A 23,372-nucleotide genomic window follows, 5' to 3' on the forward strand; every position below is an offset into this window, starting at 1 on the left:
GTAGTTCGGTTTCTGAAAGTTACCCGATGTCGGGGATGCCGGAATGAGGCCGCTACATTGGACTGCTTTGAGCATGCGTGCTCAAACCATGGCCGGGCTAGGCTGGTGCTGCACTTGCATCTTCCCGATCAGTGGAAGCTCTGACCCGTTCCATCCAGTTGGCGCAAAAGCCGCTCCATATCGGCGGGCAAGCCACCCTGTTCACTAAAGGCATTGCGCAGCACATCGCCGACCGCGTCGGTGACGCGGGGGCGCCGCACGATCTGTTGGCCATCGGTTTCGCGTTTGATCGTTAGAGAAGAATACATCATACCGCGCACAACGTGCGATCGCGAAATTCGTTGCTTTCGTTTGTCAAGCAATACTTTTATTATTGAGTATTGCGGGGTGGTCATGCCGAATACTGAACATAAGTTAGATAATGCGGTTGATCGCGCCCGCTTGTGGTCGCCATTTCTATCAATGATCCTCGACCGTGAACCGGTCATCGTGCGATCGTTCGCGGCGGGACGTCTTGATCTGGGGTTGTCGAGCGCCGAGCCCGATATGCCGGTCGCAAAACGGTTGAGGCTCGAACGGCGCGCAATGGCGCTCAACGTCGCCATCGGCGATCTGGCGGGCGTGCTCGACCTCACCGCGGTGACAGGGGCGCTGACGCGCTTTGCCGATTATGCACTCGATACCGCGATCCGTGCCGCAATCGAGGAGCGGACGCCCGGCGCAGAGCCGCTCGGCTTCACCGCGATCGCGCTCGGCAAACAGGGCAGCGGCGAACTCAATTATTCGTCGGACATCGATCCGATCCTGCTGTTCGATCCGGCGACGCTGCCGCTGAAACCGCGCGAGGAGCCAGAGCAGGCGGCGGTTCGGATCGGCAAGCGCGTTGTCGAGCTGCTCCAGGCGCGTGACGGCGACGGCTATGTCCTGCGCGTCGACCTGCGGCTGCGACCCTCGCCCGAGATCACGCCGATCGTCCTGCCGGTCGAGGCGGCGATCGGCTATTACGAGGCGCAGGCGCTGCCCTGGGAGCGCGCCGCGTTCATTCGTGCGCGCGCGGCGGCGGGGGATGTCGCGCTGGGGCAGCGGTTTCTCAATGCGATCCGGCCGTTCGTATGGCGCCGCGCGCTCGATTTCGGGGCGATCGGCGAGATCCGCGGTATCTCCGCGCGGATCCGCGATCATCATTCGCAGGGGCAGGCTTTCGGTCCGGGCTACGATCTGAAGCGCGGGCGGGGCGGGATACGCGAGGCGGAGTTCTTCGCGCAGATCCACCAGCTGATCCACGGCGGGCGCGATCGAAGCGTCCGTGCGCCCGCGACTCGCGATGCGCTCGCGCGGCTGGCGGAGGCGGGCTGGATCGGCGCCGACGAGTCGCAGGCGCTGATTGACGGCTACACGCTGCTCCGGACGATCGAGCACCGCGTGCAGATGATCGACGATCGCCAGACTCACGCGCTGCCGATCGGAGAGGCGCTCGATCGCGTCGCCAAGCTGCACGGGCTGGAGGATGCGGGGGCATTGCTGGAGCTGCTCGTACCGCGGGTGGCGGCGACCGGGCGGATCTACGATGCGCTCGACGACACCGTGCGCCCTGCCTTTTCGCATGACGCGGTGACGCTGGAGGCCGACCTCGCCGCCGCGGGGTTCGACGAGCCCCAGCCTGCGCGTCGTCGGATCGAGGCGTGGCGGAGTGGAGCGTATCCTGCGCTGCGTAGCCCGGCCGCGCGAGAGGCGCTGGAGGCGGTGCTGCCGACCCTCGTCACGGCGTTTGCGACCGCGCCGGTGCCGCAAGCGGCGTTGCTCAGGCTCGATGCTCTGCTCGAACGCCTGCCGAGCGCGATCAACATCTTCCGCTTGCTGGAGGCGCGGCCGGGGCTGGCGACGTTACTCGCCGCGATCCTCAGTCATGCGCCGACTCTCGCTGACGATCTCGGGCGACGACCAAACCTGCTTGACGGGCTGATCGACGCCACCGCGTTCGAGCCGGTCGGTGATATCGCGACGCTGGAGGCGGCGATGCGCGCAGGCGAGGCCGGGGGCGATTACCAGGCCCGGCTCGATCATGTCCGCCGGGTGGTCGGTGAATTGCGGTTCGCGCTCGGCGCGCAGATCGTCGCGGGCGCGTCCGATCCGCTGGATGTCGCCGCGGGCTATGCGCGGGTGGCGGAGGCAGCGATCGGCGTGCTGGCCCGCGCGACGATCGAGGAGTTCGCCAAGGCGCATGGGGCGGTGCCGGGCGGCGAGCTCGTCATCCTCGCGCTCGGGCGGATGGGCGGCGCGATGCTTACGCACGCGTCCGATCTCGACCTGATCTATCTGTTCACGGGCGACTTCACCGCGGAGTCCGACGGGCCGAAACCGCTTGGTGCAACGCTGTATTACAATCGGCTCGCCCAGCGCGTGACCGCGGCGCTATCGGTCGCGACCGCCGCCGGCCCGCTCTACCAGATCGACACGCGGTTGCGGCCGTCGGGCGGGCAGGGGCCGCTGGTCGTCACGCTCGACAGCTTTGCCCGTTACCAGCGCGAGGATGCGTGGACGTGGGAGCATATGGCGCTCACCCGGGCGCGGCCGGTGTTCGGTTCGCTGGACGCGCGCGCCTCGGTCGCGGAGATCGTCCGCGGCGTGCTCGAAGGCGACCGCCCGACCCGCGACGTCGTCGCAGAGGCCAAATCGATGCGCGCGGACATGGCGGCGCACAAGCCACCCAAGGGACCGCTCGACGCCAAGCTTCTCCCCGGCGGCCTCGTCGATCTGGAATTCGCGGTGCACGTCGTCCAGCTGGTCAACCGCGCCGGCTTTGATCCCAATCTGGGCGCCGCGATCGATCGACTTACGACTAAAGGCCTTGTCCCGCCGACGTTGCTTGCTGCGCATGACGTGCTGACCCGGCTGCTGGTCACGCTTCGCCTCGTCGCGCCCGATGCCGCGCCGCCGGGTCACGCGACGGAAGAACTGATCGCGCGTGCGATCGGCGTCGCGGACTGGCCGGCGGTGGTTGCCGCGCTCGAATCGACGCGGCAGGAGGTTCGCCGGTTCTGGACACAAGTGACGGGAGAGCATGATGGATGAAGGCGCAAAGATCCCCGACGTGAACGTCACGATTGACGGCACAGCCGTGTCGCTAGCGAGCCTGGGTGCGCCGCTCGTGGTTTATTTCTATCCGAAGGACGACACCTCGGGCTGCACCACCGAGGCGAAGGACTTTTCCGCACTGGCCGAAGCGTTCGAGTCGGCCGGCGTAAAGGTCGTCGGCATCTCGAAGGACACGCCCGCCTCGCACGCGAAATTCACCGCCAAGCATGCGCTTACCGTGCAACTCGGCAGCGATGTCGACGGCGTTGCCTGCGAGGCGTTCGGCGTTTGGGTCGAGAAGGCGATGTACGGCAAGAAGTACATGGGCATCGAGCGCGCGACGTTCCTGTTCGGCGCCGACGGCACGCTCGCCAAGGTGTGGCACAAGGTCCGCGTTCCTGGCCATGCTGACGCCGTGCTGGCAGCCGCAAAGGCACTCTGAAGACGTTTCCGTAAGGCCCCGGGATTCGCGGATATTCCGGCGCCTTGCGGCATCGTTCCCGGCTAAGTGCCCTGATCCGCATCAACTCGCCGCATCAACCTGCCGCCCCGCCGCTAGAACGCCCGCGCGCCCTTGCCCGGAACGGCCGTATTTGGCCTAACTCCCAGTGTCTGGGGCGCGGAGGGGCTGCGAGTCAGGACAGAGTTTCGGTGCCGTGCGCTTTCACGCGAACGGCCCTGCATTTTTGTGTCGGGGACCAATGGTCGAATTTACCGCAGCAGCCATCGTGACGCGCTTCAAGACCGCGTCCGTGACCGCCACATCATCCGTTTTCCGCCGGGTCGCCGGTGCCGCCGCAATGATCGCGCTATCTGGCTTCGGCGTTACCGCCCAGGCGCAGGTCGCCACGTCGACCAACGGCGCTAAGCTGCACCACATTGCAGCCACCGGCGGTCCGATGATCGCCGCCAACACCGAGGAAGCCACCGCCGATCTCCGTGCCGACGCGCAGTTCCGCACGCTGTTCCAGACCTGGAAGAAGCTCGACGCGACTCAGCAGGGCGTGATCGCGATCCCATCGGTCCAGCCGGTCCATTCGCTTTCGTTCACCAGCAATTTCGGCATCCGCTCGGATCCGTTCCGCGGCACCGCGGCGATGCATGCCGGCGTCGATATTCCCGGTCCGGTCGGCACGCCGATCTACGCCACCGCCGACGGCATCATCGCGCACGCCGGTCGCCAGGGCGGCTATGGCAACATGGTCGAGATCAGCCACGGCAAGGGCATCGCGACCCGCTACGGCCATCTTTCGAAGATCCTCGTCGCCGACAACGCCCGCGTCACCCGCGGCCAGCTGATTGCGCTGATGGGCTCGACCGGCCGCTCGACCGGCCCGCATCTTCACTATGAAGTCCGTATCGACGGCCACGCGGTCAACCCGATCCCGTTCCTGACCACCGCGGATTACCTGCTCGCCGCCCAGGACCGCTCGGTCAACGCGATCCCAGTGTCGACGGGCGGCCCCGCCGCACAGGACTAATGCCGACGCAGGCCTAGGCGCCAATAGTTGGGCACACCCGCGTCATCCCGGCGAAAGCCGGGACCTCGCCCCACAGGGACGGACTATCGTCCAGCAACCCCGTCATCCCAGCGAAAGCTGGGATCTCCCTCCCCGAGGACGGACCATCAGCATGAGATCCCAGCTTTCGCTGGGATGACGGGTGAGGCGGAGGCTGCGGAACTTCGACAGGCGTCACGCGTGCCATCGCAGCCAAGGTTGCCGCCAGTACCGCAACCCCCTATCTCCCAGACATGGCAACGCTGGTTCAAGACATCATCCTCACCCCCTCCGCCGCGGCACGCGTCGCGGCGATCGCCGTCAAGCAGGGGAAGCCGGCGATCCTACGACTCTCGGTCGACGGCGGCGGCTGTTCCGGGTTCCAGTACAAGTTCGGGTTCGCCGACTCGGTCGAGTCCGACGACGTAATCGCCGAGCATGACGGCGTGAAGCTCGTCGTCGACAGCGTCAGCATCGATCTCGTCCGCGGCTGCGCGGTCGATTACGTCGAGTCGCTCGCCGGCGCCGCGTTCAAGGTCGAGAACCCCAACGCCGCCTCGGGTTGCGGCTGCGGCTCCAGCTTCTCGGTCTGACAACGCCATGAAAATCGTCACGTACAACGTCAACGGCATCAAGGCGCGGTTGCCGCGGCTGATCGAGTATCTCGTCGAGGCGCAACCCGACATCGTCTGTCTCCAGGAACTCAAGTCGAGCGACGACACCTTCCCGATCGCCGATATCGAAGCGGTCGGCTACGGCGCGGTGTGGCACGGCCAGAAGGCCTGGAACGGCGTCGCGATCCTCGCGAAAAGCCGCACGCCGGTGGTCCGCCAGCGCGGCCTCGACGGCGAACCCGAGGACGAGCACAGCCGCTATATCGAAGCGGAAATCGACGGTCTGATCGTCGCAGCGCTGTACCTGCCCAACGGCAACCCGCAACCGGGGCCCAAATTCGACTATAAACTCCGCTGGATGGACCGCCTCGCCGACCGCGCACGCGTAATCCTGGCTGAAGAAAAGCCAGCGATCCTCGCAGGCGATTACAACGTCATCGCCAATGACGACGACACCTTCTCCGTCCGCGCGATGCAGGACGATGCGCTGATGCAGCCCGAAAGCCGCGAGCATTACCGCGCGCTCGTCGCGCAGGGCTGGACCGACGCGCTTCGCACGCAATTCCCCAAGGGCGGCGTCTGGACGTTCTGGGATTACCAGGCCGGCGCGTGGCAGCGCGATGCCGGGTTCCGCATTGATCACCTGCTGCTCAGCCCGCTGGCCGCCGACCGGATGATCGAGGCCGGCGTCGACAAGGCCTATCGCGGCCGTGAAAAGGCCAGCGACCATGCACCGACATGGGTCCGGTTGCGGTGAAGGCGCTATCGGTCGCCCTGCTGTCGTTCGCGGCACTGTATGCGACCAGCGCCAGTGCGCAGGACCGCGAATATTGCCCTGAGCGGCCCGGGCTCGATACGCCCGCCTGCACGATCGCGCCCGGCAAGATTTCGGTCGAGACGTCGATCGCAGACTGGACGCGCGACGATCAGCCCGGTTCGCGTGAAGACAGCATCCTGTTCGGCGACACGTTGGTCCGCGTCGGGGTGAGCGACACGATCGAGGCGCGAATTGGGTGGACGCCGTTCGGGCATGACCGGATGCGCGACTCGACGGGCGTCGATACGGTCAACGGCGTCGGCGACGTGTCGCTCGGAATGAAGGCGAACCTGCTCAATCCGGATGGCTCGGGAGTGTCGGTGTCGGTGCTGCCGTTCGTGACGCTGCCGGTCGGACGGTCTTCGATCGGTGCAGGCGACTGGGGTGCGGGGTTTCTCGTGCCGCTGACCTACGAACTGTCGGACACGGTCTCGCTCGATCTGACACCGGAGATCGATGCGGCGGTCGATCAGGACGGCAACGGCCGGCATCTGGCGTACAGCTCGACCGCGGGCCTGGCGTTCAAGGTCGCGAAGGACTTCACGCTCACCGGCGAAGTGCAGGCGTTGCGCGACAACGATCCCGACCAGCATGCGACGCAGGCGCTCGCCGCGCTGTCGCTGGCGTGGATGGCGAACGACGATCTCCAGTTCGACATCCTCGGCGCGGCGGGGCTGAACGACGACACCCCGGATGCGCGGGTGTATGCCGGAATATCGCGGCGGTTCTAGATGCTGGCCGGCCTGTTCCTGCTCCAAGCGGTAGCTGGGCCGCCGCTTCCGCCGGAACTGCGCAAACGCGTCGCGCGAGCGACGATGCCGTGCCCGGTGCAATCTGATCCCGACGGCGAGATCGTCGTCTGCGCGCGGCCGACCGATCAGCGTCTCGCCACGCTCGCCGAACCCGTCCAGCCGCTGCGTGACAATCCGCTGTCGTTTCGCCTACCCGGGGGCGGCAAGGGCAACGTCCACGCGATTCGTACCGAACTGCCCGGCGCGGTCGGGCAGGGGGCGCGGTGACGCTGAAGATGCCGTTCGGCAAAGGGAAGCGGGAGTAGCGCGTACACGCCTTCCGTCATCCTGACGAAAGTCAGGATCCAGAGCCAAGCAGGGCAGTGTTCGATGCCATCGGTCCCGACTTTCGTCAGGATGACGGAAGGTGGGGTCCCTCTACAGCGTCCGCTCGTACACCTGGTACACCTTGTTCACCCGGCTCTCGATCGTCTCGGCGATCGACCGCATCCCCTGATTGTCGTCGAGGATCCAGCCGATCTCGGCCCGGCTCGCACCATAATTCGCGACCGAGGCGCGGCGGATATATTCGATCATCATGAAGGCCAGCTGGCTCGCCATCCGCGACGCCTGCAGTTCCTTCACCACCCCCATCAGCGGCACGCGTACCGTCCGCACCTTGGGTTTGCGCAACCACCACAAGAGTTTGGCCCAGCCGAACGGGAGCAGGCTGCCGTTCAGCGGCTTGATCGCCTCGTTCAGGTCGGGGAGCGTGATCATGAACGCGACCGGCCTGCCATCCAGTTCGGCGATGCGGATCAGGTCGTTGAAGACGATCGGCTTCAGCTTCACGCCGACGTCCTTGATCTCGGGCGGGGTGAGCGGCACGAACCCCCAATTGTCCTTCCACGCATCGTTGAGGATCGCGAGGATGATCGCCGCCTCCTCCTCGAACTTGGTCTTGTCGACGTTGCGAACGGTGATCCGCGCGTTCTTCTCGCCCGACTTGATGATGCGCTGGACGATCGGCGGGAACTGCTTCGTGACGTCGACCTCATAGGTCATCAGCTGCTTGATCGGGCGATATTGCGCCCATTCGATCCAGCCGCGATATTCGCGCTTGGCATGGCCCATCATGATCGTCGGCGGATGATCGTAACCGTCGATCAGCAGGCCCGGCTCCTCCCAGATCGACATGCTGATCGGCCCCATCGCGCGCGTCATGCCCTGTTCGCGCAGCCACGCTTCGGCGCGCGCGAGCAGCGCCTGGAAGATGTCCTGCCGTTCGGCCTCCATCAGGCCCCATTGGCCGACGCCGGGACCGAAGCCCTGCTCGGGCGGCATCGTCAGCGCGAGCGTATCGATGTGCGCGGAAATCCGCCCGACCAAGCGGCCGTCTTCCTCGGCGAGGAACAATTGCGCCTTGGCATGGCTGAACCAGCCATTCTTCGCAGGCGTGATCAGCCCCAGCGCCTCGGACTTCAGCGGCGGCACCCAGTTGGGATCGTCCGCGTAGAGGCGAAACGGCAGGTCGATGAAGATCTTCCGGTCTTTCTTCGTCTCGACCGGACGTATCGTAAGCTTGGCCATGTGTCGTTCCCGAAAGCGCAGTCGAGCGTGTCTAGCCAGCGATGCCGACAAAGGCGAGTACATGCGTTATCGGCCGCTACTGTCACGGTGATCGCGTTTCCTCCGCAGGCGGGTGGGCCGACAACCTGTAAATGCCACGCTGCAGCCATTATCTTCGAGCAATGGATATGCCCATGGACACATCGCTCAGCCTCGCCCGCGGCAAGGCCGCTCCCGTTCCGCCGATTGGCGTCGTTCGCGTTGCAGACGACAAGGCGATGCTGCGTGCCGCCGCCGACCTGACGCGCGACCTCGTGAAGCCGCGGCCCGCGGTGTATTGGGGCGACCTGATCGCGTCGATGGTGCTGGGCTATGGCGCGCTGTTCGTGGCGGCGACGAGCGACTCGACGGCGGTGGCGGTGATCGCCGCGATCGCGTCCGTGCTCGGGCTGTATCGCGGGCTGAGCTTCATCCACGAAGTCAGCCACATGAAGCATACGTCGGTGCCGAACTTCCGGCTCGGCTGGAACATCTTGGTCGGCGTGCCGATGATGACGCCGTCGTTCATGTATGAGGGCGTGCACAACCTCCACCATGCCAAGACGCGCTATGGCACGGTCGAGGATCCCGAATATCTGCCGCTCGCGCTGATGAAGCCGTGGACGTTGCCGCTGTTCATCGTCGTGTCCGCACTGGCGCCAATCGCGCTGATTGTCCGGTTCGCGATCCTGTCGCCGTTGTCGCTGCTGTCGCCGAAGCTGCGGACGATGATCGTCGAGCGCTATTCGGCGCTTGCGATCAATCCTCAGTTCCGCCGTCGCACGCCCGAGGGCGAGGCGAAGACCTATTGGAACCGCCTCGAGATCGCGGCGAGCCTGTGGGCGATCACGCTGATCGCAATTACGGTGACGGGCGTGCTGCCTTTGCGTGCGTTCCTGACGATCCTCGGCGTGGCGTCGGCGTTCGCAGTGCTCAACCAGGTCCGCACATTGGTGGCGCATCTGTGGGAGAATGACGGCGAGCCGATGACGGTGACCGCGCAGTATCTCGACACGGTCAACGTGCCGCCGCCGGCGTTGCTGCCCGCGCTGTGGGCGCCTGTCGGTCTGCGCTATCATGCGCTGCATCACCTGCTGCCAGGACTGCCATATCACGCGCTCGGTGAGGCACATCGGCGGATCTCGGCGGAGCTGGATGCGATGTCGCCGTATCACAAGGCGAGCTATCCGGGATTGCCGGGGCTGGTGAGCAAGATCGCCCGCAGCACGATGGTTAGGCGCTAGGAGAGAGTGTGTGTTCCCCCGCGGAGGCGGGGGTTCAGACTGGGCTCCCGCCTTCGCGGGAGGCTCTATTCCTCGGACCGGATCAGCACCGCTTCCCCGATAAGGAAGAACAGCAGGAACGGCGCCCACGCCGCCAGGAACGGCGGGTAGGCCCCAAGATTGCCCATCGCCAACGCAAAATTATCTGCGACGAAGAACGCGAACCCCAGGCCCATCCCGATCACCGCGCGCACGAACAGCTTGCCCGACCGCGCGATACCGAACGCCGCGACCGCTCCCAGTAACGGCATCAACACCGACGACAGCGGCCCTGACAGCTTGTGCCATAGCGAGCCCTCGAGCGCCTTGGTCGGGCGTCCGGCATCGGACAGGTCGCCGATCGCCGCCTTCAATGCGCCGAACGACAACCCATCCGCATCGACGCTCGCCAGCGTGAACTGATCCGGCCGTACGTCCTTCGCGATCACGATCGAGCCAAGGTTGGTAACGGTACCGCGCGCCACATCGAACCGCGTCGCAGGTTCGACCAGCCAGCCACCACCGGCGCGCTTGCCGTGATCGGCACGCAGGATCGCGACGAGGTTGCCACCGGTACGATCGTACAGCGTGATCCCACCCAGCCGCGTCGCATCGCCGCGCCCGCGGATCTGATTGACCTCGATCAGGTCGTCGCCATCGCGGACCCACACGTTGGCGCGGTCGCCGCGATCGATCGGCAGCTTGCCGTAATTCACCTTCTGCCACTGGTTCAGCGTCGCGGTGGAGCGCGCCACGACCCGGTCGTTGAATGCGAAACTGATCACCGCCACGCCGAGGCTCGCGACCAGCAATGGCGCGAGCACTTGATGCGCGGATAGCCCCGAACCCTTCAGCGCGACGATCTCGCTGTTCTGGTTCATCGTGATCAGCGTCAGGATCGTCCCCAGCAGCACCGAGAAGGGCAGGAACCGCGACACGATCTGCGGCACGCGCAGCGCGACATATTGCCAGACCTGCGCATCTCCATTGCCGGGATAGGCGAGAATGTCGCCCGACTCGCTCAGCAGGTCGAGTGCCTGGAGCACCAGCACGAGCGCGGCCAGCACGGCGAACGTCCGCACCAGGAACATCCGTCCCATGTAGATAGCGACCGTGCGCGACGGGAAGAAGCTGACGGTTTTCATGCGGTCTTGCTCGTCTGCGACTTGGGCCGGAAGCCCGGAATGCGCTTGGTGATCGCCTTGAACGTCTTCGAGAACACGCGCTCGAGCGCACCGATCGGTTGGCCTCCCGGCACATAGGCTATGGTGTAATACATCCACAGGATCAGTCCGGCGAAGATCGTGAACGGCACCCACAGCGCGATGATCGGGTCGATCCGCCCCAGTTCGCCGACGTCCGCCGCATACTGGTTCACCTTGTGATAGGTGACGATCATCACGATCGACAGGAACACGCCGAGTGCGGACGAAGATCGCTTGGGCGGCACCCCAAGCGCGAGCGCGAGCAGCGGCAACAGGAACATCGTCGCGACCTCGGCGAGGCGGAAGTGGAATTCCGACCGGCTGCCGTCGCGCTGCTCCAGCGTCGCCCCGCGCTGGCCCTGTTTGGCCAGTTCAGGCAGCGTATATTCGAGATTGCGACCGCCGCGGCTGCGGAAGCTCTCGAACTTGGGCAGGTTGATCGGCAGGTCGTGGCTGGTGAAGGTCAGCACGCGCGGCGTCTTGAACTCGGGCTTGTCGTGGACGAGCGTGCCGTTGGCGAGGCGGAAGATGATGACGTTGGGATCGTCGGTCGCCAGGAACTTGCCCTTCTCCGCGGTGACGCCCAGCCAGTCGCCAGTCTGAGTCGATGCATGGACGAAAATGCCAGACAGCTCGCGGCCCTTGTCCTTGCTCTCCTCGATCCGTAGCGTCATCCGCTGGCCGAGATTGGTGAACTCGCCGACTTTGATCGATGCGCCGAGCGCACCCGTGCGTAGCTCGAACCGCAGGCCTTCGTAATAATAGCGCGCGATCGGCTGGACATAGCCGACGATCGCGAGGTTCAGCAGCGCCAGCGCGATCGTATACATGTACGGCACGCGCAGCAGCCGGTTGTAGCTCATGCCGACACCGCGCAGCACGTCCAGCTCGGACGAGGTCGACAGCCGCCGGAACGCGAGCAGGATACCCAGCATCAGCCCGATCGGGATGCCAAGCCCCAGATATTCGGGCAGCAGGTTGGCGAGCATCCGCCACACGACGCTGATCGGCCCGCCTTGCGTCGCGACGAAATTGAACAGCCCGAGCATGCGATCGAGCACAAACAGCATGACGGCGATCAGCAGCGTCGAGAACAGCGGCACCGCGATCAGCCGGGCCATGTAGCGGTCGATGGATTTCATGCGCGGGTTGGGCTCGGTATGCTGGGTCGCGCGGGTATAGGGGCGGCAGGGCGGGGCGTCATCCTCAATCGCAACACGTCAGTGAACGATCATTCCGCGGCGATACGATCGGCTGCGGCGCGGCGATCTGCCGTCATTGCGGTGACGACCGCGCGTTCCAGGCCATTGAGTGTAAACGGCTTGCGCAACACCTCGTGCCCTCCGAACTGCGCGACGTTCACCTCGCCGGCAAAGCCAGTGACGAACAGCACCGCGATATGCGGATAAAGCGGGGAAAGTGCGGCGATCATCTCCGGGCCGGTCTGGCGCGGCATCAGCACGTCGGAAATGATCAGCCCGATCGCCGGGTTCGCCGCCAGCAGGGCAGGGGCGGCGAGCGGATCGTCGCAACCGATCGGATGATGGCCGATCTCTTCCAGCGCGCCGGTCGTTGCCGCCAGCACGCGCGGATCGTCCTCCACCACCAGGATATGCAGCGTCTCCGGCATCTTCGGCGCGATTGGATCCACCGCTACGATCGGAACGGTCGGCAAAGAGGGTGTGCCCAAAGCGGCGGCGCGGGGAGATAGAGCGTGACGGTCGTTCCCTCGCCCGGTGCAGAGACGATGCCGACTTCACCGTGCAGCTGCTGGACCAGCGCGAAGATCTGGCTGAGCCCGAGTCCCGTGCCCTTGCCGACTTCCTTGGTTGTGAAGAACGGCTCGAATACGCGCTCGGCGACGTCTGGCGCCATTCCGCAACCGTCATCGCGGACGGTGATCGTCACATAATCGCCTGCCGCGCACCGCCCGACTTGCTCGGCTGCCAGGGTTGTCGTGCCGGTCGCGACCGTCAACATGCCGCGTCCGTTCATCGCGTCGCGCGCGTTGACCGCGAGGTTGAGGACGGCGTTCTCCAGCTGGACGCGGTCGGCGCGCACACAGCCGCCGGCCGCATCGTCACGGACGATGATCATGATCGCGTCGCCCAGCGTGCGATCGAGCAGGTCCGACATCCCGGCGACCAACGCGGCGGCGTCGATTGTCTCGGCCTTCAGCGAATCCTCGCGGCTGAAGGCGAGCAGCCGGCGGGTCAGCGCCGCCGCCCGGTTCGCGCCTTCGGTGGCGCTGTCGATGTGCCGACGCGCTGCCAAAGGATCGGCGGCGACGCTACGCCGGGCAAGCTCCAGGCCGCCAAGCACCACCGCCAGCATGTTGTTGAAGTCGTGCGCGATCCCGCCGGTGAGTTGGCCGACGGCTTCCATCTTCTGGATCTGGCGTAACTTGGCTTCCTGCACGCGCAATTCGGCAGTGGCGGTGGCGACTGCGGCGGTCAGCTCGTCGGCACGCTCGCGTTCCAGTTCGGCGTCGGCCTGTGCGACCGCGCGATCGCCAACCGCGCGGATCGTGAACCAGCCCAGCAGGATCGCGCCCAGCACGATCAGCACGCCGAACACCGCGAGTACCCCCGCAACCCAGCTGGAGCGCTCGACCGATCCCAATGCGGTTGCGGTCCGGTCGTCCAACAGCGCGCGTTCGCGGGCAATGAGCGTGTCGAGTGTCGTATTGATCTCGGCGAGCGTCGGTGATTTCCGCGCCTGGTAATAGCGCGCGAGCGCCTGGCCGTTCTTGCCGTAACTCGTGCTGAGTGCAGTCAGCGACAATTCCCGGCCGCGCGAATCATAGGCCGTGCGGAGCCGGTCGACTCGCGGCTGCTGCTCGGGATTGTCATTGGTGATCCGGTCGAGCCGATCGATCTGCGTGCCGGCTAGCAGCCATTCGTCGAAATACAGCTGGCCGAGCCGCTTGTCGCCGCTGATCACGTAGCGGCCAAGCGACGCCTCCGACTGCGCAATCGTGCCCGACAGCGTGCGGGCCAGGATCATCACGTCGTAGCTGTGAGCTTGCAGTTCCAACGCGCGGTCGCGCTGGCGATTGGCATTCCCGAGCGTCACGATCAGCGCGATAAGCACGGCGGCGCCGAGCAGTCCCATCACGACCAGCATGATGACCCGCCAGGTCGCTCCGCCCCCCAGGGCTGCGGTCTGGGCCTCGCTACGCATCACCCGGCCATCCTAACGCGTCGTTGCCCCCGCGCAATGATTTCGCGAGCGGCTACAGATGGTATCACGCACCTGTCTTGATCCTACCCATATAGGGGAGGATCAAGGATCAGCCGATCACACCCACGGCGCGCCCAGCCGCCTCGAACATCCCGAGGATCGTCGTGATCTGCTCGTCGGTATGCTCCGCGCACAGCGAGCACCGTAGCAGGAACGTCCCCGCAGGCGTCGCGGGCGGGCGGGCCATGTTGACGTAGAGACCACCCTCGAGCAGCGACTGCCAGATCGCGATCGCCTGTTCCTGGTCGGTCAGGATCACCGCGATGATCGCCGAATCCGACGTCTCCGTGCCCAGCTTGAAGCCCATCGCCTTCAGACCGCCGTGCAACCGGCGCGCATTCTTCCAGAGCTGCGCACGCTTGTCGTGTGCTGTCATCAGTTTGCGGATCGACGTCGCGGCGGTGGCGACCACCGAGGGCGGCAGCGAGGCGGTGAAGATGTACGGACGGCAGGCGAACCGCACCATTTCGAACTTCGGGTGGTTCGACACGACGAATCCGCCGACCGTGCCGACCGACTTCGAGAAGGTGCCCACGACGAAATCGACCTCGTCGGTAAGCCCCATCTCCTCGTACACGCCGCGTCCGTTGGGGCCGAAGAACCCCATCGAATGCGCCTCGTCGACCAGCACCATGCAGCCATGCTTCTTGGCGACTGCGACCATCTCCTTCAGCGGGGCGATGTCGCCGAGCATCGAATAGACGCCTTCGAGCACCACCAGCTTGCCGGCTTCCTTCGGCAGGCGACCGAGCCGCTTGTCGAGGTCCTGCACGTCGTTGTGGCGGAAGCGGACGATCTCGGCATTGCCCTGCTTGCAGCCGTCGTAGATCGACGCGTGGCTGTCGGCGTCGAGGATGACGTATTCGCCCTTGCCGGCGAGCGTCGAGATGATCCCGAGGTTCGCCATGTACCCGGTCGAGAACACGATCGCGCCGGTCATGTCGTAGAATTCGCGGAGCGCCTGTTCGACGTCGATATGGTCATGGAACGTGCCGTTGAGCATCCGGCTGCCGTTGGTGCCCGACCCGAACGCGTCGAGCGCGTCCTTGCCCGCCTGGATGACGTCGGGGTCGAACGTCATGCCCATGTAGTTGTAGGTGCCGAGCAGGATCGTGTCCTTGCCGCGGATCACCGCCTGAGTCGGGCCCTTCACCTCGTCCATCACGATCGCGAACGGATTGCGCACGCCACTGGCGATCAGCGCCTCGCGTTCGGCGATGAGCGCGTCGAATTTCGACATCAGGTCGCGTTCGGGCGCGACCTCGGGAGCGTCGACAGGGAGGGCGTGGGCGGTGGTGGCGGCTTCGGTCATGTTAGATTCCATGAGGTTGGAATGTGTCGTCTTTCCCCCACCCCGTTCGGGCTGAGCGAAGTCGAAGCCTCGCCTCACGGGGCCACCCTTCGACTTCGCTCAGGGCGAACGGGGAGGGTAGTGTTAGGCGGTCTTCAACTTCGCGACCGCGTCGACCAGCTGGCCGACCGTCTCGATCTCGGCCTGCATGTTCATCGTGATGATGATGTCGAATTCGTCCTCGATCGCGGCGACGAAATCCATGACGGTCAGGCTGTCCCACTCCAGGTCGCCCTGGAACGTGGTGGCATCGCTCAGCGCGACGCCCTTCTTGTTGAATGGCTCGATCTGCGCGGTGACGATGTCGTAGATCTGCTGACGGTCGCTCATGCTATTCCCTTCGGTGTCGCACACATCCCTCGCAGGAAATTGCGGCGGCTTTTCGGCGCTATAGCAGCCCGGCGGCGCGATACCACGCCGCGGTTTGCGCGAGTGCCTGCGGGGTCGGGACGGACGGCGTCCACAGCGCGGCCGGCGGCGGCTTGTGCGAGACCCAGTCGGGGTGGCAGAAATAGCTGACCCGGTCGCGCGTCAGCTTGGCCTTGCCGCGGCGGACGAGCCGGTCGGCGGCCGACGCGAGCTTCAGGAGCGCGCGGGGCGTCGAGAAGACCTTGACCGGCTTGCCCACGGCCACACCGATCGCGCGCGCGAAATCGCGGTTGTCCCAGCCGTTCGGCACCCCGTCGTCGGGCTCCATGATCGATGGCGCATCGTTACCCTCGGCGGGCGCGAGCAACAGCGCGGTCAGGTCCTCGACGTATAGCAATGAGACGCGCGTGCCGGCCGGGGGCATCGGGATGTAGCCGGACCGTGCCGCCTTGAAGACGTCGAGCAGTTCAAGATCGCGCGGGCCGAAGATCGCGGGCGGGCGGACGATCGTCCAGTCCAGCCCCGACGTCTGAACACGCGTTTCCGCCTCGGCCTTCGACCAGCCATAGTTCGACAGCGTCGGCTCGCGCGCGGCGAGCGAGGAGACGTGGACGAAACGGCGGATGCCGGCCGCTCGCGTCGCCTGAAGGATGCCTTCGGTTCCGGCGACGTTGCCCTCGGCAAAGCCCGCCCGGTTGGCCGCGTTGACGACACCGGCGACGTGGATCACCACATTCGCGCCTTCGACCAGGGTCGCGAGGCTCTTGGGGCGATCGAGCGCGCCTTCGATCCAGGTCACGCCGATGCGCTTGGCCTGCGGCTTCCGCGCGAGCGCGCGAACGGTGTGCCCGGTCTCCAGCGCATGATCGATCAGGTGGCTACCGACGAACCCGGTGCCGCCGGTGATGGCGAGAATCATGACGGCGCTCCAATCGAAGAAGATTGTTCACCCGCGAAGGCGGGTGCCCAGACTGGGCACCCGCCTTCGCGGGTGAACAAGGCCCGGCCGATCATATGAGCGCCAGGTGATTGCGGTGCACCAGCGCCGACCGAGGTGCATAGCCGAGGATCTCCGCATGGTCGTCGCTATGGTGACCGAGTAGCCGAGCGGTATCCGCCGCATCATACTCCGCAAGACCCCGCGCGACAGTCCCGGCCGGCCCTTCGATCGTCACCAGATCGCCCCGCGCGAAACCGCCGTCGATCCGCGTCGCGCCGGTCGCCAGCAAACTCCGCCCCCGTCCAAGCGCAGCCGCAGCCCCCGCATCGACATGGATCGCACCCTTCGCGGTAAGCCCCCCGCAAGCCAGGCCTTCCGTGCAGACGCCGTCCGCTCCGCCGTAAATATCGTGTGGCGGGCAGGGGTGGACAGCGGGTGCTCGATCCGCCCCGAAGCGATCGCCAGTGAAATGCCCGCACCCGTCGCGATCCGCGCTGCGGCGATCTTCGAGGCCATCCCACCCGAACCCATCCCCGAGCCCGACCCGTCATCCGCCATCCCCGCAACCGCATCGATCCGCGGCACGCTGGCGATATAAGTCGCGGATGGATCCGTGTGCGGGTTGGCGGTGTAGAGCCCATCGACGTCGGACAGCAGGATCACGCCCTGCGCGCCGGCGGCCTGCGCGACGCGGGCAGCAAGGCGGTCATTGTCGCCGAACCGGATTTCCTCGGTGGCGACGCTGTCGTTCTCGTTGATGACCGGCACGACCTTGAGCGACAACAGCCGGTTGAGCGTCGCGGCGGCGTTGAGATAGCGGCGGCGGTCTTCGAGGTCGTCGAGCGTGACGAGCATCTGCGCCGCGTTCAGCCCCTGCGCGGCGAGCAGTTCGGCCCAGACCTGGCTGAGCGCGATCTGACCGGTGGCGGCTGCGGCCTGCGCGTCCTCGAGACTGGCTCGCCCACCCTTGGGGAGACCAAGCCGGCGCGCGCCCAAGGCGATCGCGCCAGACGACACGATCGCGACCTGCTGGCCCGCGCTAGTTCGAGCAGCAATGTCGGCCACAAGGCCCGCAAGCCACTCGCGTCGAACGCTCCCGTCAGGATCGACCAGCAACGCCGACCCGATCTTCACGATCAGTCGCGCGCACGACGACGGCGGAAACATCACGCATTCCCCTCCCGTTTGCGGGAGGGGTTAGGGAGGGGCGGGCGTGACCTATCGACAAGAAAGCCCTCCCCGACCCCTCCCGCAAGCGGAAGGGGAGAAATCTGGAACCGTCCCTCTCCCCGCAGGGGAGAGGGCCAAGGAAGCCCCTAAAGCGGCGACCATGCGACCGGCACTTCGCCTTCTTCCAGTTCCTTCGCCGCGCCCGCCGCCGGCCCGATCGCCTCGATCAGCTGGTCCAGCACCGCCTCGATACCAGCGCCACTTGCCCCCGAAATCGCCATCACCTCGGCGCCACTGGCCTCGGCCAGCTCCGCCGACAACGCCGCGATCAGCTCCGGATCGAGCATGTCGATCTTGTTCAGCGCGACGATCACCCGCTTGTCGGTGAGCCCCTCGCCGTAATTCTCCAGCTCGTCGCGCACGATCCGGTACGATTCGGCCACGTCACGGTCGTTCGCATCGACCAGATGCAGCAGCACCCGGCACCGCTCGATATGCCCGAGGAAACGGTCGCCGATCCCCGCACCTTCGGCGGCGCCCTGGATCAGCCCCGGAATATCCGCGACCACGAACTCGCGCTGCTTGTGGCGCACCACGCCCAGCTGCGGGCGCGTGGTCGTGAAGGCGTACTCGCCGACCTTCGCCTGCGCGTTCGTCACCTGGTTGATGAAGGTCGACTTGCCCGCATTCGGCAGCCCGACAAGGCCCGCGTCGGCGAGCAGCTTCAGCCGCAGCCAGACCCACGCCTCGCCGAACGGCCAGCCGGTGCCGTGCTGGCGCGGGGTGCGGTTGGTCGAGGTCTTGTAGCTCGCATTGCCGCGCCCGCCGTCGCCGCCGCGGAACAGCACTTCGCGCTGGCCGACCTCGGTGAAGTCGATCAGGACCTCTTCCTTGTCCTCCGACAGCACCTGCGTGCCGAGCGGGACGCGGATGACGAGGTCCTTGCCGCCTGCGCCGGTGCGGTTCGAGCCCGACCCGCCCGAGCCACGCGGCGCGCGGAAATGCTGCGTGTAACGGAAGTCGATCAACGTGTTCAGGCCGGCGATGCATTCGAACACGATGTCGCCGCCCTTGCCGCCATTGCCGCCGTCGGGGCCGCCATATTCGATATATTTCTCGCGGCGGAAGCTGACGGCACCGGGGCCGCCCTCACCCGAACGTACGTAGATCTTGGCTTGGTCTAGAAAATGCATCGCCGCCCCATAGCGAAATGGGCAAAAATTTCTACCCTCTGCGATCTAGCTTGCGATTCGCCCCCGATCCGAGCGTGTCAGCAGCGGGGAGGGGCGGCGGCGTCCTTGCTGGCGAGCAGTGCGTCGAGCGCCAGTTCGCGTGCCTTGCCGACCGGCAGCCCGAGCGCGCGCGCCATCGGCGCCCCCATCAGTGCATCGCCGAGCGCCATCAGCACCAGCGTCAGAGTCTGTTCCTGGATCGGCTGGTCGCCGGGCATGTCACCCTCTGCGAGCTCGTCGACCAGATCGTGGATCGCGGTGAGAATCGGGTCGAGCGCATCGGTGTTGCCCGACAGAATCATCCAGCTCGCCAGCGCGCCCGCGCCGCCCTTGCCGAACGCGTCGAAGGTCATCTCGACGACCTCGCGCGGGTCGAGTTCGCCCGCCCGCACGCGTAGCACCGCGGCGCCGATCGTCCCAACGATGTCCGCCGCCATCCGCGTGATCAGCGCGGTATGCAGCGCCTCCGCCGAGCCGAAATGGTGGAGCAGATTGGCGTGCGTGCGCCCGATCCGGCCCGCGACCGCCTTCAGCGTGACCGCGCTGGGCCCGCTTTCAACGAGCAGGGCGCGCGCAGCCTCGACGGCGGCTTCGCGCGATTCGGTGGGGGAGAGGCGCTTGCGCGGAGTTGACGTCACGGATCGGGAAACCTATTTACATCAATGTAAGTAACGAGTGTTCATTCCTGTTTGGAGGTTTCCGTGGCGAAAGCAACCACGCCTGCCGATCTGACGATCACCCCACGCGACCGCCGCTTTGGCCGCGGCGCCGATATCCGTCGCTGGTGGCTGAACGACGATCCCGTCGCGACCGCGTTCTACAACGCGCTGTCGGTGACGTTTCCGAAGGGCGAGGGCTATTTCGTCGACAGCGTGCGGAAGTTTCGCGAGGGTACGCCGCCCAAGCTCCACGCGGAGATCAACGCCTTCATCAAGCAGGAGGTGATCCACACGCGCGAGCATGTCGCCTTCAACCGCCACGTGACCGACCAGGGCTATGACGTCGCGCCGTTGATGGCCGATGTCGATGCGCAGTTGGCAATTACCAAGGACAAGCCAGAGATCGCGAGCCTTGCCGCGACCACCGCGCTCGAGCATTTCACCGCGATGCTGGCGCACGAACTGATCGCCAACCCGAAGCATCTGGCGGGAGGCGACGAGCAGGCGGCGGCATTGTGGCTGTGGCACGCAGCCGAGGAGATCGAGCACAAGGGCGTCGCCTACGACACCTGGCTGCACGCGACTCGTGACTGGCCGCGACTGCTGCGGTGGCGGATCAAGTCGAAGGTGATGCTGATCACGACTTGGCGCTTCTTCACCGGGCGTGCGCGCGGAATGGCGGAACTGCTGCGGCAGGACGGGCTGACCGGGCCACGCGTGTGGGCGCGGATGGCGTGGTACGCGTTCGGCAATCCGGGGATGGCGCGGAAAGTCGCGGGCGTCTGGGCTGCCTATTTCCTGCCGGGGTTCCATCCGTGGAAGCACGACGATCGCGCGCTGATCGGGCTGGCGGAGAGCGAGTATGAGGCGGCGGTACTGCCGGTTGCGAAGCGGGTGGTGGCGGTAGCCTGAGCCTTCTCCCGTCATCCTGACGAAAGTCAGGATCCAGAGCCATCAGCGACTGCGCCCGTTACCCTGGATCCTGACTTTCGTCAGGATGACAGAGCTTTGTGGAACATGACTCGCAGGCAGCCGTCTGACATCAATCCACCCCGGCGAAGGCCGGGGCCCAATTGGAAAGGTCGCAGTAACGGAGCGATGTCCTCCGTTAGCGACGTTCCCCAACTGGGCCCCGGCCTTCGCCGGGGTGGGGCTGCTCGCTCAATGGACGTGTGCGCGAATCACGCCGCCAAAGGCATCGGCGCACATCGGTCGTCATCCAGATCCAGCTCGAACATCACCGCCGGCGCCTCGCCACCCCGCCCACGCGACGTCCGAGGCTCGACCCGCCCGGTCGGCCGAAACCCAAGTTTCGCCAACACGCGCCCCGACGCCGGGTTATCGACAAAATGGAACGCATCCAGCCGGCGCAGGCCCAGCGCATGCCGCGCCATCGCCACCACCGCCTCGCCAGCTTCGGTCGCATAGCCGCGACCCCAGGCGTCAGGCGCCAGCCAATAGCCAAGTTCATGGCCCGCATCCGCCGCGCGGATACCGATCCCGCCGACGAGTCGCGGCGCGCCTGCTTCCATCGTCTCGATCATGAAATGGGGATCGTGCGGCCCACGCGGCTGCGCCAGAAACGCCTCCGCGTCGCCCAGCGCGTATGGCCAGGGCGCCCGCGCCAGCTTGGCGACCACCGACTCATGGCCGATCGCCCGTGCCAGTGCGGGCGCATCTTCCGGCCAACCCGGCCGCAACGTCAGTCTCTTGGTGCGCGCGAACACGGCTCTCTCCTATCGCGTCGTTGGCTGCGCGCATGCCACGTCGGGATGACGGGACCGCGACAGCCGCGTGGAGGGAGCAATAAAAAGGGAGCCGGGGTGACCCGTCTCCCTTGTTCAGGTTCGCTTTCGCGACCCGGGTCACCCTGGTGGGCAACCCGGATGGTTACCCGATGTTATTCGGCTGCTGCTGCCATATCGGCAGTGTCGTTCGCTGCCAGCTCGACCGAGCAGAACTTGCGTCCGAGTTTGCCTTGGCTGAACACGACGCGGCCATCGACCAGCGCGAACAGCGTATGGTCCGTACCAATACCGACGTTGGTGCCCGGGTAGAACTTCGTCCCGCGCTGACGCACGAGAATGTTGCCGGCGACGCACGCCTGGCCACCGAACTTCTTGACGCCGAGGCGACGACCGGCCGAATCGCGACCGTTGCGCGAAGAGCCGCCTGCTTTCTTATGTGCCATCTGAAGCTACTCCTTATGCCTGAGCGGCCGGGGCATCAGCCTCGGTCTGCTTGGCGGTCTGGCCACCAACGCTGACGATCTTCAGGATCGTGTGCTGCTGGCGATGGCCGTTCTTACGACGATAGTTGTGACGACGACGCTTCTTGAAGACGATGACCTTGTCCGCCTTCGCCTGCGCGATGATCTCTGCGGCGACGACGAAGCCCTCGACGGACCGCAGCTCCGAGCCTTCGCCCGCCAGCAGAACGTCACCAAGCGTCACCGACGCACCTGCATCGCCCTCGATCTTCTCGATGACGATCTTATCTCCGGCGGCGACGCGATACTGCTTGCCGCCCGTGCGCACGACTGCGAACATGGCCCTTGTCACTTTCCAAATACATGTGCCCCACGAACGCAAGGTCCGCCGGGAGAAGCCGGGCAGCTAAGGGAGGGGGCAGAGTTGTCAACCGAGAAGGGGCGCGGGAGGGTGGTAAAGATGGAGAGTGTGGTGTCGTCTACCGCACCGTCGCAAGATTGTTTGTCCGCGAAGGCGGGGCCGGGCCGGACTCCCACCTTCGCGAAAGAACAAGCGTCTTTAGGCGACGGCGCGATTCGCCTCAGTGCCGGTGAACCTGCCGCAGCGCATACCGGCCATCCGCATAGTCGCTGAACAACCCCGAGATCGCCGGATGGTCGACCGGCTCGTCGCTGTCGTCGGGCACCAGGTTCTGCTGGCTTACATACGCGACGTAGCTCGACTCCATATTCTCCGCGAGCAGATGGTAGAACGGCTGATCCTTGCGCGGACGGATATCCTCCGGAATCGCCGCATACCATTCGTCACTATTCGCGAACACGGGGTCCACATCGAAGATCACCCCGCGAAAATCGAACAGCCGGTGCCGCACGACGTCGCCGATCGAGAAATTCGCATGCGAGATCGGCGGCGCGACCACCTCGACGGGGATGAGCGGGCTGGTGATGTCGTGAGCGATACTGTCGTGTCGGGGCATATTCGCCAATTTAGGGTCTGTTTTGCGCCGCACAAGGAAAACGCGCCAGCTGGAGCCCGCAACCCCGAAATCCGCTTGCGTCCCTTGGGGCACTTCATTAGAGGCCGCGCTTCGACCGATCGGAGGGACTGTTCGCAGCACCTTGGATGACCTGCGGAGAGGTGGCAGAGTGGTCGAATGTACCGCACTCGAAATGCGGCGTACCCGCGAGGGTACCGTGGGTTCGAATCCCACCCTCTCCGCCATTATTTGCTGACATCGCTGGATACATCGCCCTTGCTGGGGCCCCATGTCCGTGCGTGAACTCGCGCTTCGCGTGGCTAAGGCCGCGTGGTTAAAGCTGCAGAAACTCTGCTCTTTCGGCGGTTCGACACGAATGGGTCGTAGCGCATGCCCCACAGTAACGGGGGA

At 65.7% G+C, this 23,372-nt stretch carries 24 protein-coding genes, 1 tRNA gene and 1 pseudogene; 10 read left to right on the forward strand and 16 right to left on the reverse strand.

The annotated features are described in order from the left end of the window. Nucleotides 1-128 precede the first annotated feature (128 nt). A complete protein-coding gene (locus QP164_RS19050) occupies nucleotides 129-488 on the reverse strand; it encodes a hypothetical protein (RefSeq protein ID WP_333924316.1) in 360 nt (119 codons plus the stop codon). Here QP164_RS19050 and QP164_RS19055 point away from each other — a divergent pair. From QP164_RS19055 to QP164_RS19085, 7 genes are all read left to right on the forward strand, one after another. Further along, entirely contained in the window at nucleotides 394-3,072 is a 2,679-nt protein-coding gene (locus tag QP164_RS19055; protein ID WP_333924123.1) for a bifunctional [glutamine synthetase] adenylyltransferase/[glutamine synthetase]-adenylyl-L-tyrosine phosphorylase, read from the forward strand. The two genes, QP164_RS19050 and QP164_RS19055, sit on opposite strands and share 95 nt — an antisense overlap. Beyond that, nucleotides 3,062-3,517 carry a peroxiredoxin gene (locus QP164_RS19060; protein WP_277983621.1) on the forward strand — a complete coding sequence of 152 codons (456 nt, stop codon included), beginning with the start codon at nucleotides 3,062-3,064 and terminating at the stop codon, nucleotides 3,515-3,517. Before QP164_RS19055 ends, QP164_RS19060 begins: the two co-directional genes overlap by 11 nt. 259 nt (nucleotides 3,518-3,776) lie before the next feature. Further along, nucleotides 3,777-4,556, forward strand: coding sequence for a M23 family metallopeptidase (locus tag QP164_RS19065; RefSeq protein WP_333924124.1), 780 nt, complete (start codon nucleotides 3,777-3,779; stop codon nucleotides 4,554-4,556). A gap of 272 nt (nucleotides 4,557-4,828) precedes the next feature. Beyond that, a complete protein-coding gene (gene erpA, locus QP164_RS19070; RefSeq protein ID WP_056057508.1) occupies nucleotides 4,829-5,167 on the forward strand; it encodes an iron-sulfur cluster insertion protein ErpA in 339 nt (112 codons plus the stop codon). A 7-nt stretch (nucleotides 5,168-5,174) separates the two neighbouring features. Further along, nucleotides 5,175-5,945, forward strand: coding sequence for an exodeoxyribonuclease III (gene xth, locus QP164_RS19075; RefSeq protein WP_333924125.1), 771 nt, complete (start codon nucleotides 5,175-5,177; stop codon nucleotides 5,943-5,945). Next, nucleotides 5,927-6,736, forward strand: a complete 810-nt coding sequence (locus QP164_RS19080) for a transporter (RefSeq protein ID WP_333924126.1) — start codon at nucleotides 5,927-5,929, stop codon at nucleotides 6,734-6,736. The genes xth and QP164_RS19080 overlap by 19 nt, the downstream gene beginning before the upstream one ends. Beyond that, complete coding sequence (locus QP164_RS19085) at nucleotides 6,737-7,024, forward strand: hypothetical protein (protein WP_333924127.1); 288 nt, start codon at nucleotides 6,737-6,739, stop codon at nucleotides 7,022-7,024. It begins immediately after the preceding gene. 150 nt (nucleotides 7,025-7,174) lie between these two features. Here the strand turns inward: QP164_RS19085 and QP164_RS19090 are convergent, their stop codons facing one another. Then, nucleotides 7,175-8,326, reverse strand: coding sequence for an N-acetyltransferase (locus QP164_RS19090; protein ID WP_333924128.1), 1,152 nt, complete (start codon nucleotides 8,324-8,326; stop codon nucleotides 7,175-7,177). Between the two features lie 173 nt (nucleotides 8,327-8,499). Between QP164_RS19090 and QP164_RS19095 the strand changes: the two genes are divergently transcribed. Then, entirely contained in the window at nucleotides 8,500-9,588 is a 1,089-nt protein-coding gene (locus QP164_RS19095; RefSeq protein WP_333924129.1) for a fatty acid desaturase family protein, read from the forward strand. A 65-nt stretch (nucleotides 9,589-9,653) separates the two neighbouring features. Here QP164_RS19095 and lptG read toward each other — a convergent pair whose 3' ends face one another. From lptG to QP164_RS19145, 10 genes and pseudogenes are all read right to left on the reverse strand, one after another. After that, nucleotides 9,654-10,751 carry an LPS export ABC transporter permease LptG gene (gene lptG / locus QP164_RS19100; protein WP_132738088.1) on the reverse strand — a complete coding sequence of 366 codons (1,098 nt, stop codon included), beginning with the start codon at nucleotides 10,749-10,751 and terminating at the stop codon, nucleotides 9,654-9,656. After that, nucleotides 10,748-11,953 (reverse strand): LPS export ABC transporter permease LptF, encoded by a 1,206-nt coding sequence (gene lptF, locus QP164_RS19105; RefSeq protein ID WP_207894149.1) that lies wholly within the window; start codon nucleotides 11,951-11,953, stop codon nucleotides 10,748-10,750. Before lptF ends, lptG begins: the two co-directional genes overlap by 4 nt. 89 nt (nucleotides 11,954-12,042) lie before the next feature. Continuing rightward, complete coding sequence (locus tag QP164_RS19110) at nucleotides 12,043-12,462, reverse strand: response regulator (protein WP_333924130.1); 420 nt, start codon at nucleotides 12,460-12,462, stop codon at nucleotides 12,043-12,045. A 2-nt stretch (nucleotides 12,463-12,464) separates the two neighbouring features. After that, nucleotides 12,465-13,994, reverse strand: a complete 1,530-nt coding sequence (locus QP164_RS19115; protein WP_333924131.1) for an ATP-binding protein — start codon at nucleotides 13,992-13,994, stop codon at nucleotides 12,465-12,467. Between the two features lie 109 nt (nucleotides 13,995-14,103). Beyond that, complete coding sequence (spt, locus tag QP164_RS19120; protein WP_333924132.1) at nucleotides 14,104-15,366, reverse strand: serine palmitoyltransferase; 1,263 nt, start codon at nucleotides 15,364-15,366, stop codon at nucleotides 14,104-14,106. Nucleotides 15,367-15,489: 123 nt separating this feature from the next. Next, nucleotides 15,490-15,735 (reverse strand): acyl carrier protein, encoded by a 246-nt coding sequence (locus QP164_RS19125; RefSeq protein WP_333924133.1) that lies wholly within the window; start codon nucleotides 15,733-15,735, stop codon nucleotides 15,490-15,492. Nucleotides 15,736-15,793: 58 nt separating this feature from the next. Continuing rightward, nucleotides 15,794-16,693, reverse strand: a complete 900-nt coding sequence (locus QP164_RS19130) for an NAD-dependent epimerase/dehydratase family protein (RefSeq protein WP_277983615.1) — start codon at nucleotides 16,691-16,693, stop codon at nucleotides 15,794-15,796. A 91-nt stretch (nucleotides 16,694-16,784) separates the two neighbouring features. Beyond that, nucleotides 16,785-17,881 (reverse strand): annotated as a pseudogene (gene proB / locus QP164_RS19135) (glutamate 5-kinase). 149 nt (nucleotides 17,882-18,030) lie between these two features. Next, on the reverse strand, nucleotides 18,031-19,077 hold the full coding sequence (gene obgE, locus QP164_RS19140; protein WP_277983613.1) for a GTPase ObgE: 1,047 nt from the start codon (nucleotides 19,075-19,077) through the stop codon (nucleotides 18,031-18,033). A gap of 77 nt (nucleotides 19,078-19,154) precedes the next feature. Further along, nucleotides 19,155-19,754, reverse strand: a complete 600-nt coding sequence (locus tag QP164_RS19145) for a TetR/AcrR family transcriptional regulator (RefSeq protein WP_277983612.1) — start codon at nucleotides 19,752-19,754, stop codon at nucleotides 19,155-19,157. A gap of 63 nt (nucleotides 19,755-19,817) precedes the next feature. On the opposite strand from QP164_RS19145, the gene QP164_RS19150 reads away from it, so the two are divergent. Next, the gene (locus QP164_RS19150; RefSeq protein WP_277983611.1) at nucleotides 19,818-20,687 is read left to right on the forward strand and encodes a metal-dependent hydrolase; all 870 of its coding nucleotides are present in this window, start codon (nucleotides 19,818-19,820) and stop codon (nucleotides 20,685-20,687) included. A gap of 269 nt (nucleotides 20,688-20,956) precedes the next feature. Here the strand turns inward: QP164_RS19150 and QP164_RS19155 are convergent, their stop codons facing one another. The 4 genes from QP164_RS19155 to hspQ all read right to left on the reverse strand — a co-directional run bounded on the left by QP164_RS19155 (nucleotide 20,957) and on the right by hspQ (nucleotide 22,961). Then, nucleotides 20,957-21,502, reverse strand: a complete 546-nt coding sequence (locus tag QP164_RS19155) for a GNAT family N-acetyltransferase (protein ID WP_332755434.1) — start codon at nucleotides 21,500-21,502, stop codon at nucleotides 20,957-20,959. Nucleotides 21,503-21,675: 173 nt separating this feature from the next. Continuing rightward, complete coding sequence (gene rpmA / locus QP164_RS19160) at nucleotides 21,676-21,966, reverse strand: 50S ribosomal protein L27 (protein WP_056055842.1); 291 nt, start codon at nucleotides 21,964-21,966, stop codon at nucleotides 21,676-21,678. A gap of 13 nt (nucleotides 21,967-21,979) precedes the next feature. Continuing rightward, a complete protein-coding gene (rplU, locus tag QP164_RS19165; protein ID WP_056065957.1) occupies nucleotides 21,980-22,324 on the reverse strand; it encodes a 50S ribosomal protein L21 in 345 nt (114 codons plus the stop codon). Nucleotides 22,325-22,565: 241 nt separating this feature from the next. Beyond that, nucleotides 22,566-22,961, reverse strand: a complete 396-nt coding sequence (hspQ, locus tag QP164_RS19170) for a heat shock protein HspQ (RefSeq protein ID WP_132738318.1) — start codon at nucleotides 22,959-22,961, stop codon at nucleotides 22,566-22,568. A gap of 155 nt (nucleotides 22,962-23,116) precedes the next feature. On the opposite strand from hspQ, the gene QP164_RS19175 reads away from it, so the two are divergent. Next, nucleotides 23,117-23,206, forward strand: a tRNA-Ser gene (locus tag QP164_RS19175). Nucleotides 23,207-23,372 lie beyond the last annotated feature (166 nt).

This window comes from Sphingomonas sp. LR59, from assembly GCF_036855945.1.
Lineage (GTDB): Bacteria > Pseudomonadota > Alphaproteobacteria > Sphingomonadales > Sphingomonadaceae > Sphingomonas.

Coding starts and splice junctions, on each gene's coding strand:
- QP164_RS19055 (WP_333924123.1), top strand. CDS start 394: ATGCCGAATACTGAACATAAGTTAGATAATGCGGTTGATCGCGCCCGC.
- QP164_RS19050 (WP_333924316.1), bottom strand. CDS start 488: ATGACCGGTTCACGGTCGAGGATCATTGATAGAAATGGCGACCACAAG.
- QP164_RS19060 (WP_277983621.1), top strand. CDS start 3,062: ATGATGGATGAAGGCGCAAAGATCCCCGACGTGAACGTCACGATTGAC.
- QP164_RS19065 (WP_333924124.1), top strand. CDS start 3,777: ATGGTCGAATTTACCGCAGCAGCCATCGTGACGCGCTTCAAGACCGCG.
- erpA (WP_056057508.1), top strand. CDS start 4,829: ATGGCAACGCTGGTTCAAGACATCATCCTCACCCCCTCCGCCGCGGCA.
- xth (WP_333924125.1), top strand. CDS start 5,175: ATGAAAATCGTCACGTACAACGTCAACGGCATCAAGGCGCGGTTGCCG.
- QP164_RS19080 (WP_333924126.1), top strand. CDS start 5,927: ATGGGTCCGGTTGCGGTGAAGGCGCTATCGGTCGCCCTGCTGTCGTTC.
- QP164_RS19085 (WP_333924127.1), top strand. CDS start 6,737: ATGCTGGCCGGCCTGTTCCTGCTCCAAGCGGTAGCTGGGCCGCCGCTT.
- QP164_RS19090 (WP_333924128.1), bottom strand. CDS start 8,326: ATGGCCAAGCTTACGATACGTCCGGTCGAGACGAAGAAAGACCGGAAG.
- QP164_RS19095 (WP_333924129.1), top strand. CDS start 8,500: ATGGACACATCGCTCAGCCTCGCCCGCGGCAAGGCCGCTCCCGTTCCG.
- lptG (WP_132738088.1), bottom strand. CDS start 10,751: ATGAAAACCGTCAGCTTCTTCCCGTCGCGCACGGTCGCTATCTACATG.
- lptF (WP_207894149.1), bottom strand. CDS start 11,953: ATGAAATCCATCGACCGCTACATGGCCCGGCTGATCGCGGTGCCGCTG.
- QP164_RS19115 (WP_333924131.1), bottom strand. CDS start 13,994: ATGCGTAGCGAGGCCCAGACCGCAGCCCTGGGGGGCGGAGCGACCTGG.
- spt (WP_333924132.1), bottom strand. CDS start 15,366: ATGACCGAAGCCGCCACCACCGCCCACGCCCTCCCTGTCGACGCTCCC.
- QP164_RS19125 (WP_333924133.1), bottom strand. CDS start 15,735: ATGAGCGACCGTCAGCAGATCTACGACATCGTCACCGCGCAGATCGAG.
- QP164_RS19130 (WP_277983615.1), bottom strand. CDS start 16,693: ATGATTCTCGCCATCACCGGCGGCACCGGGTTCGTCGGTAGCCACCTG.
- obgE (WP_277983613.1), bottom strand. CDS start 19,077: ATGCATTTTCTAGACCAAGCCAAGATCTACGTACGTTCGGGTGAGGGC.
- rpmA (WP_056055842.1), bottom strand. CDS start 21,966: ATGGCACATAAGAAAGCAGGCGGCTCTTCGCGCAACGGTCGCGATTCG.
- rplU (WP_056065957.1), bottom strand. CDS start 22,324: ATGTTCGCAGTCGTGCGCACGGGCGGCAAGCAGTATCGCGTCGCCGCC.
- hspQ (WP_132738318.1), bottom strand. CDS start 22,961: ATGCCCCGACACGACAGTATCGCTCACGACATCACCAGCCCGCTCATC.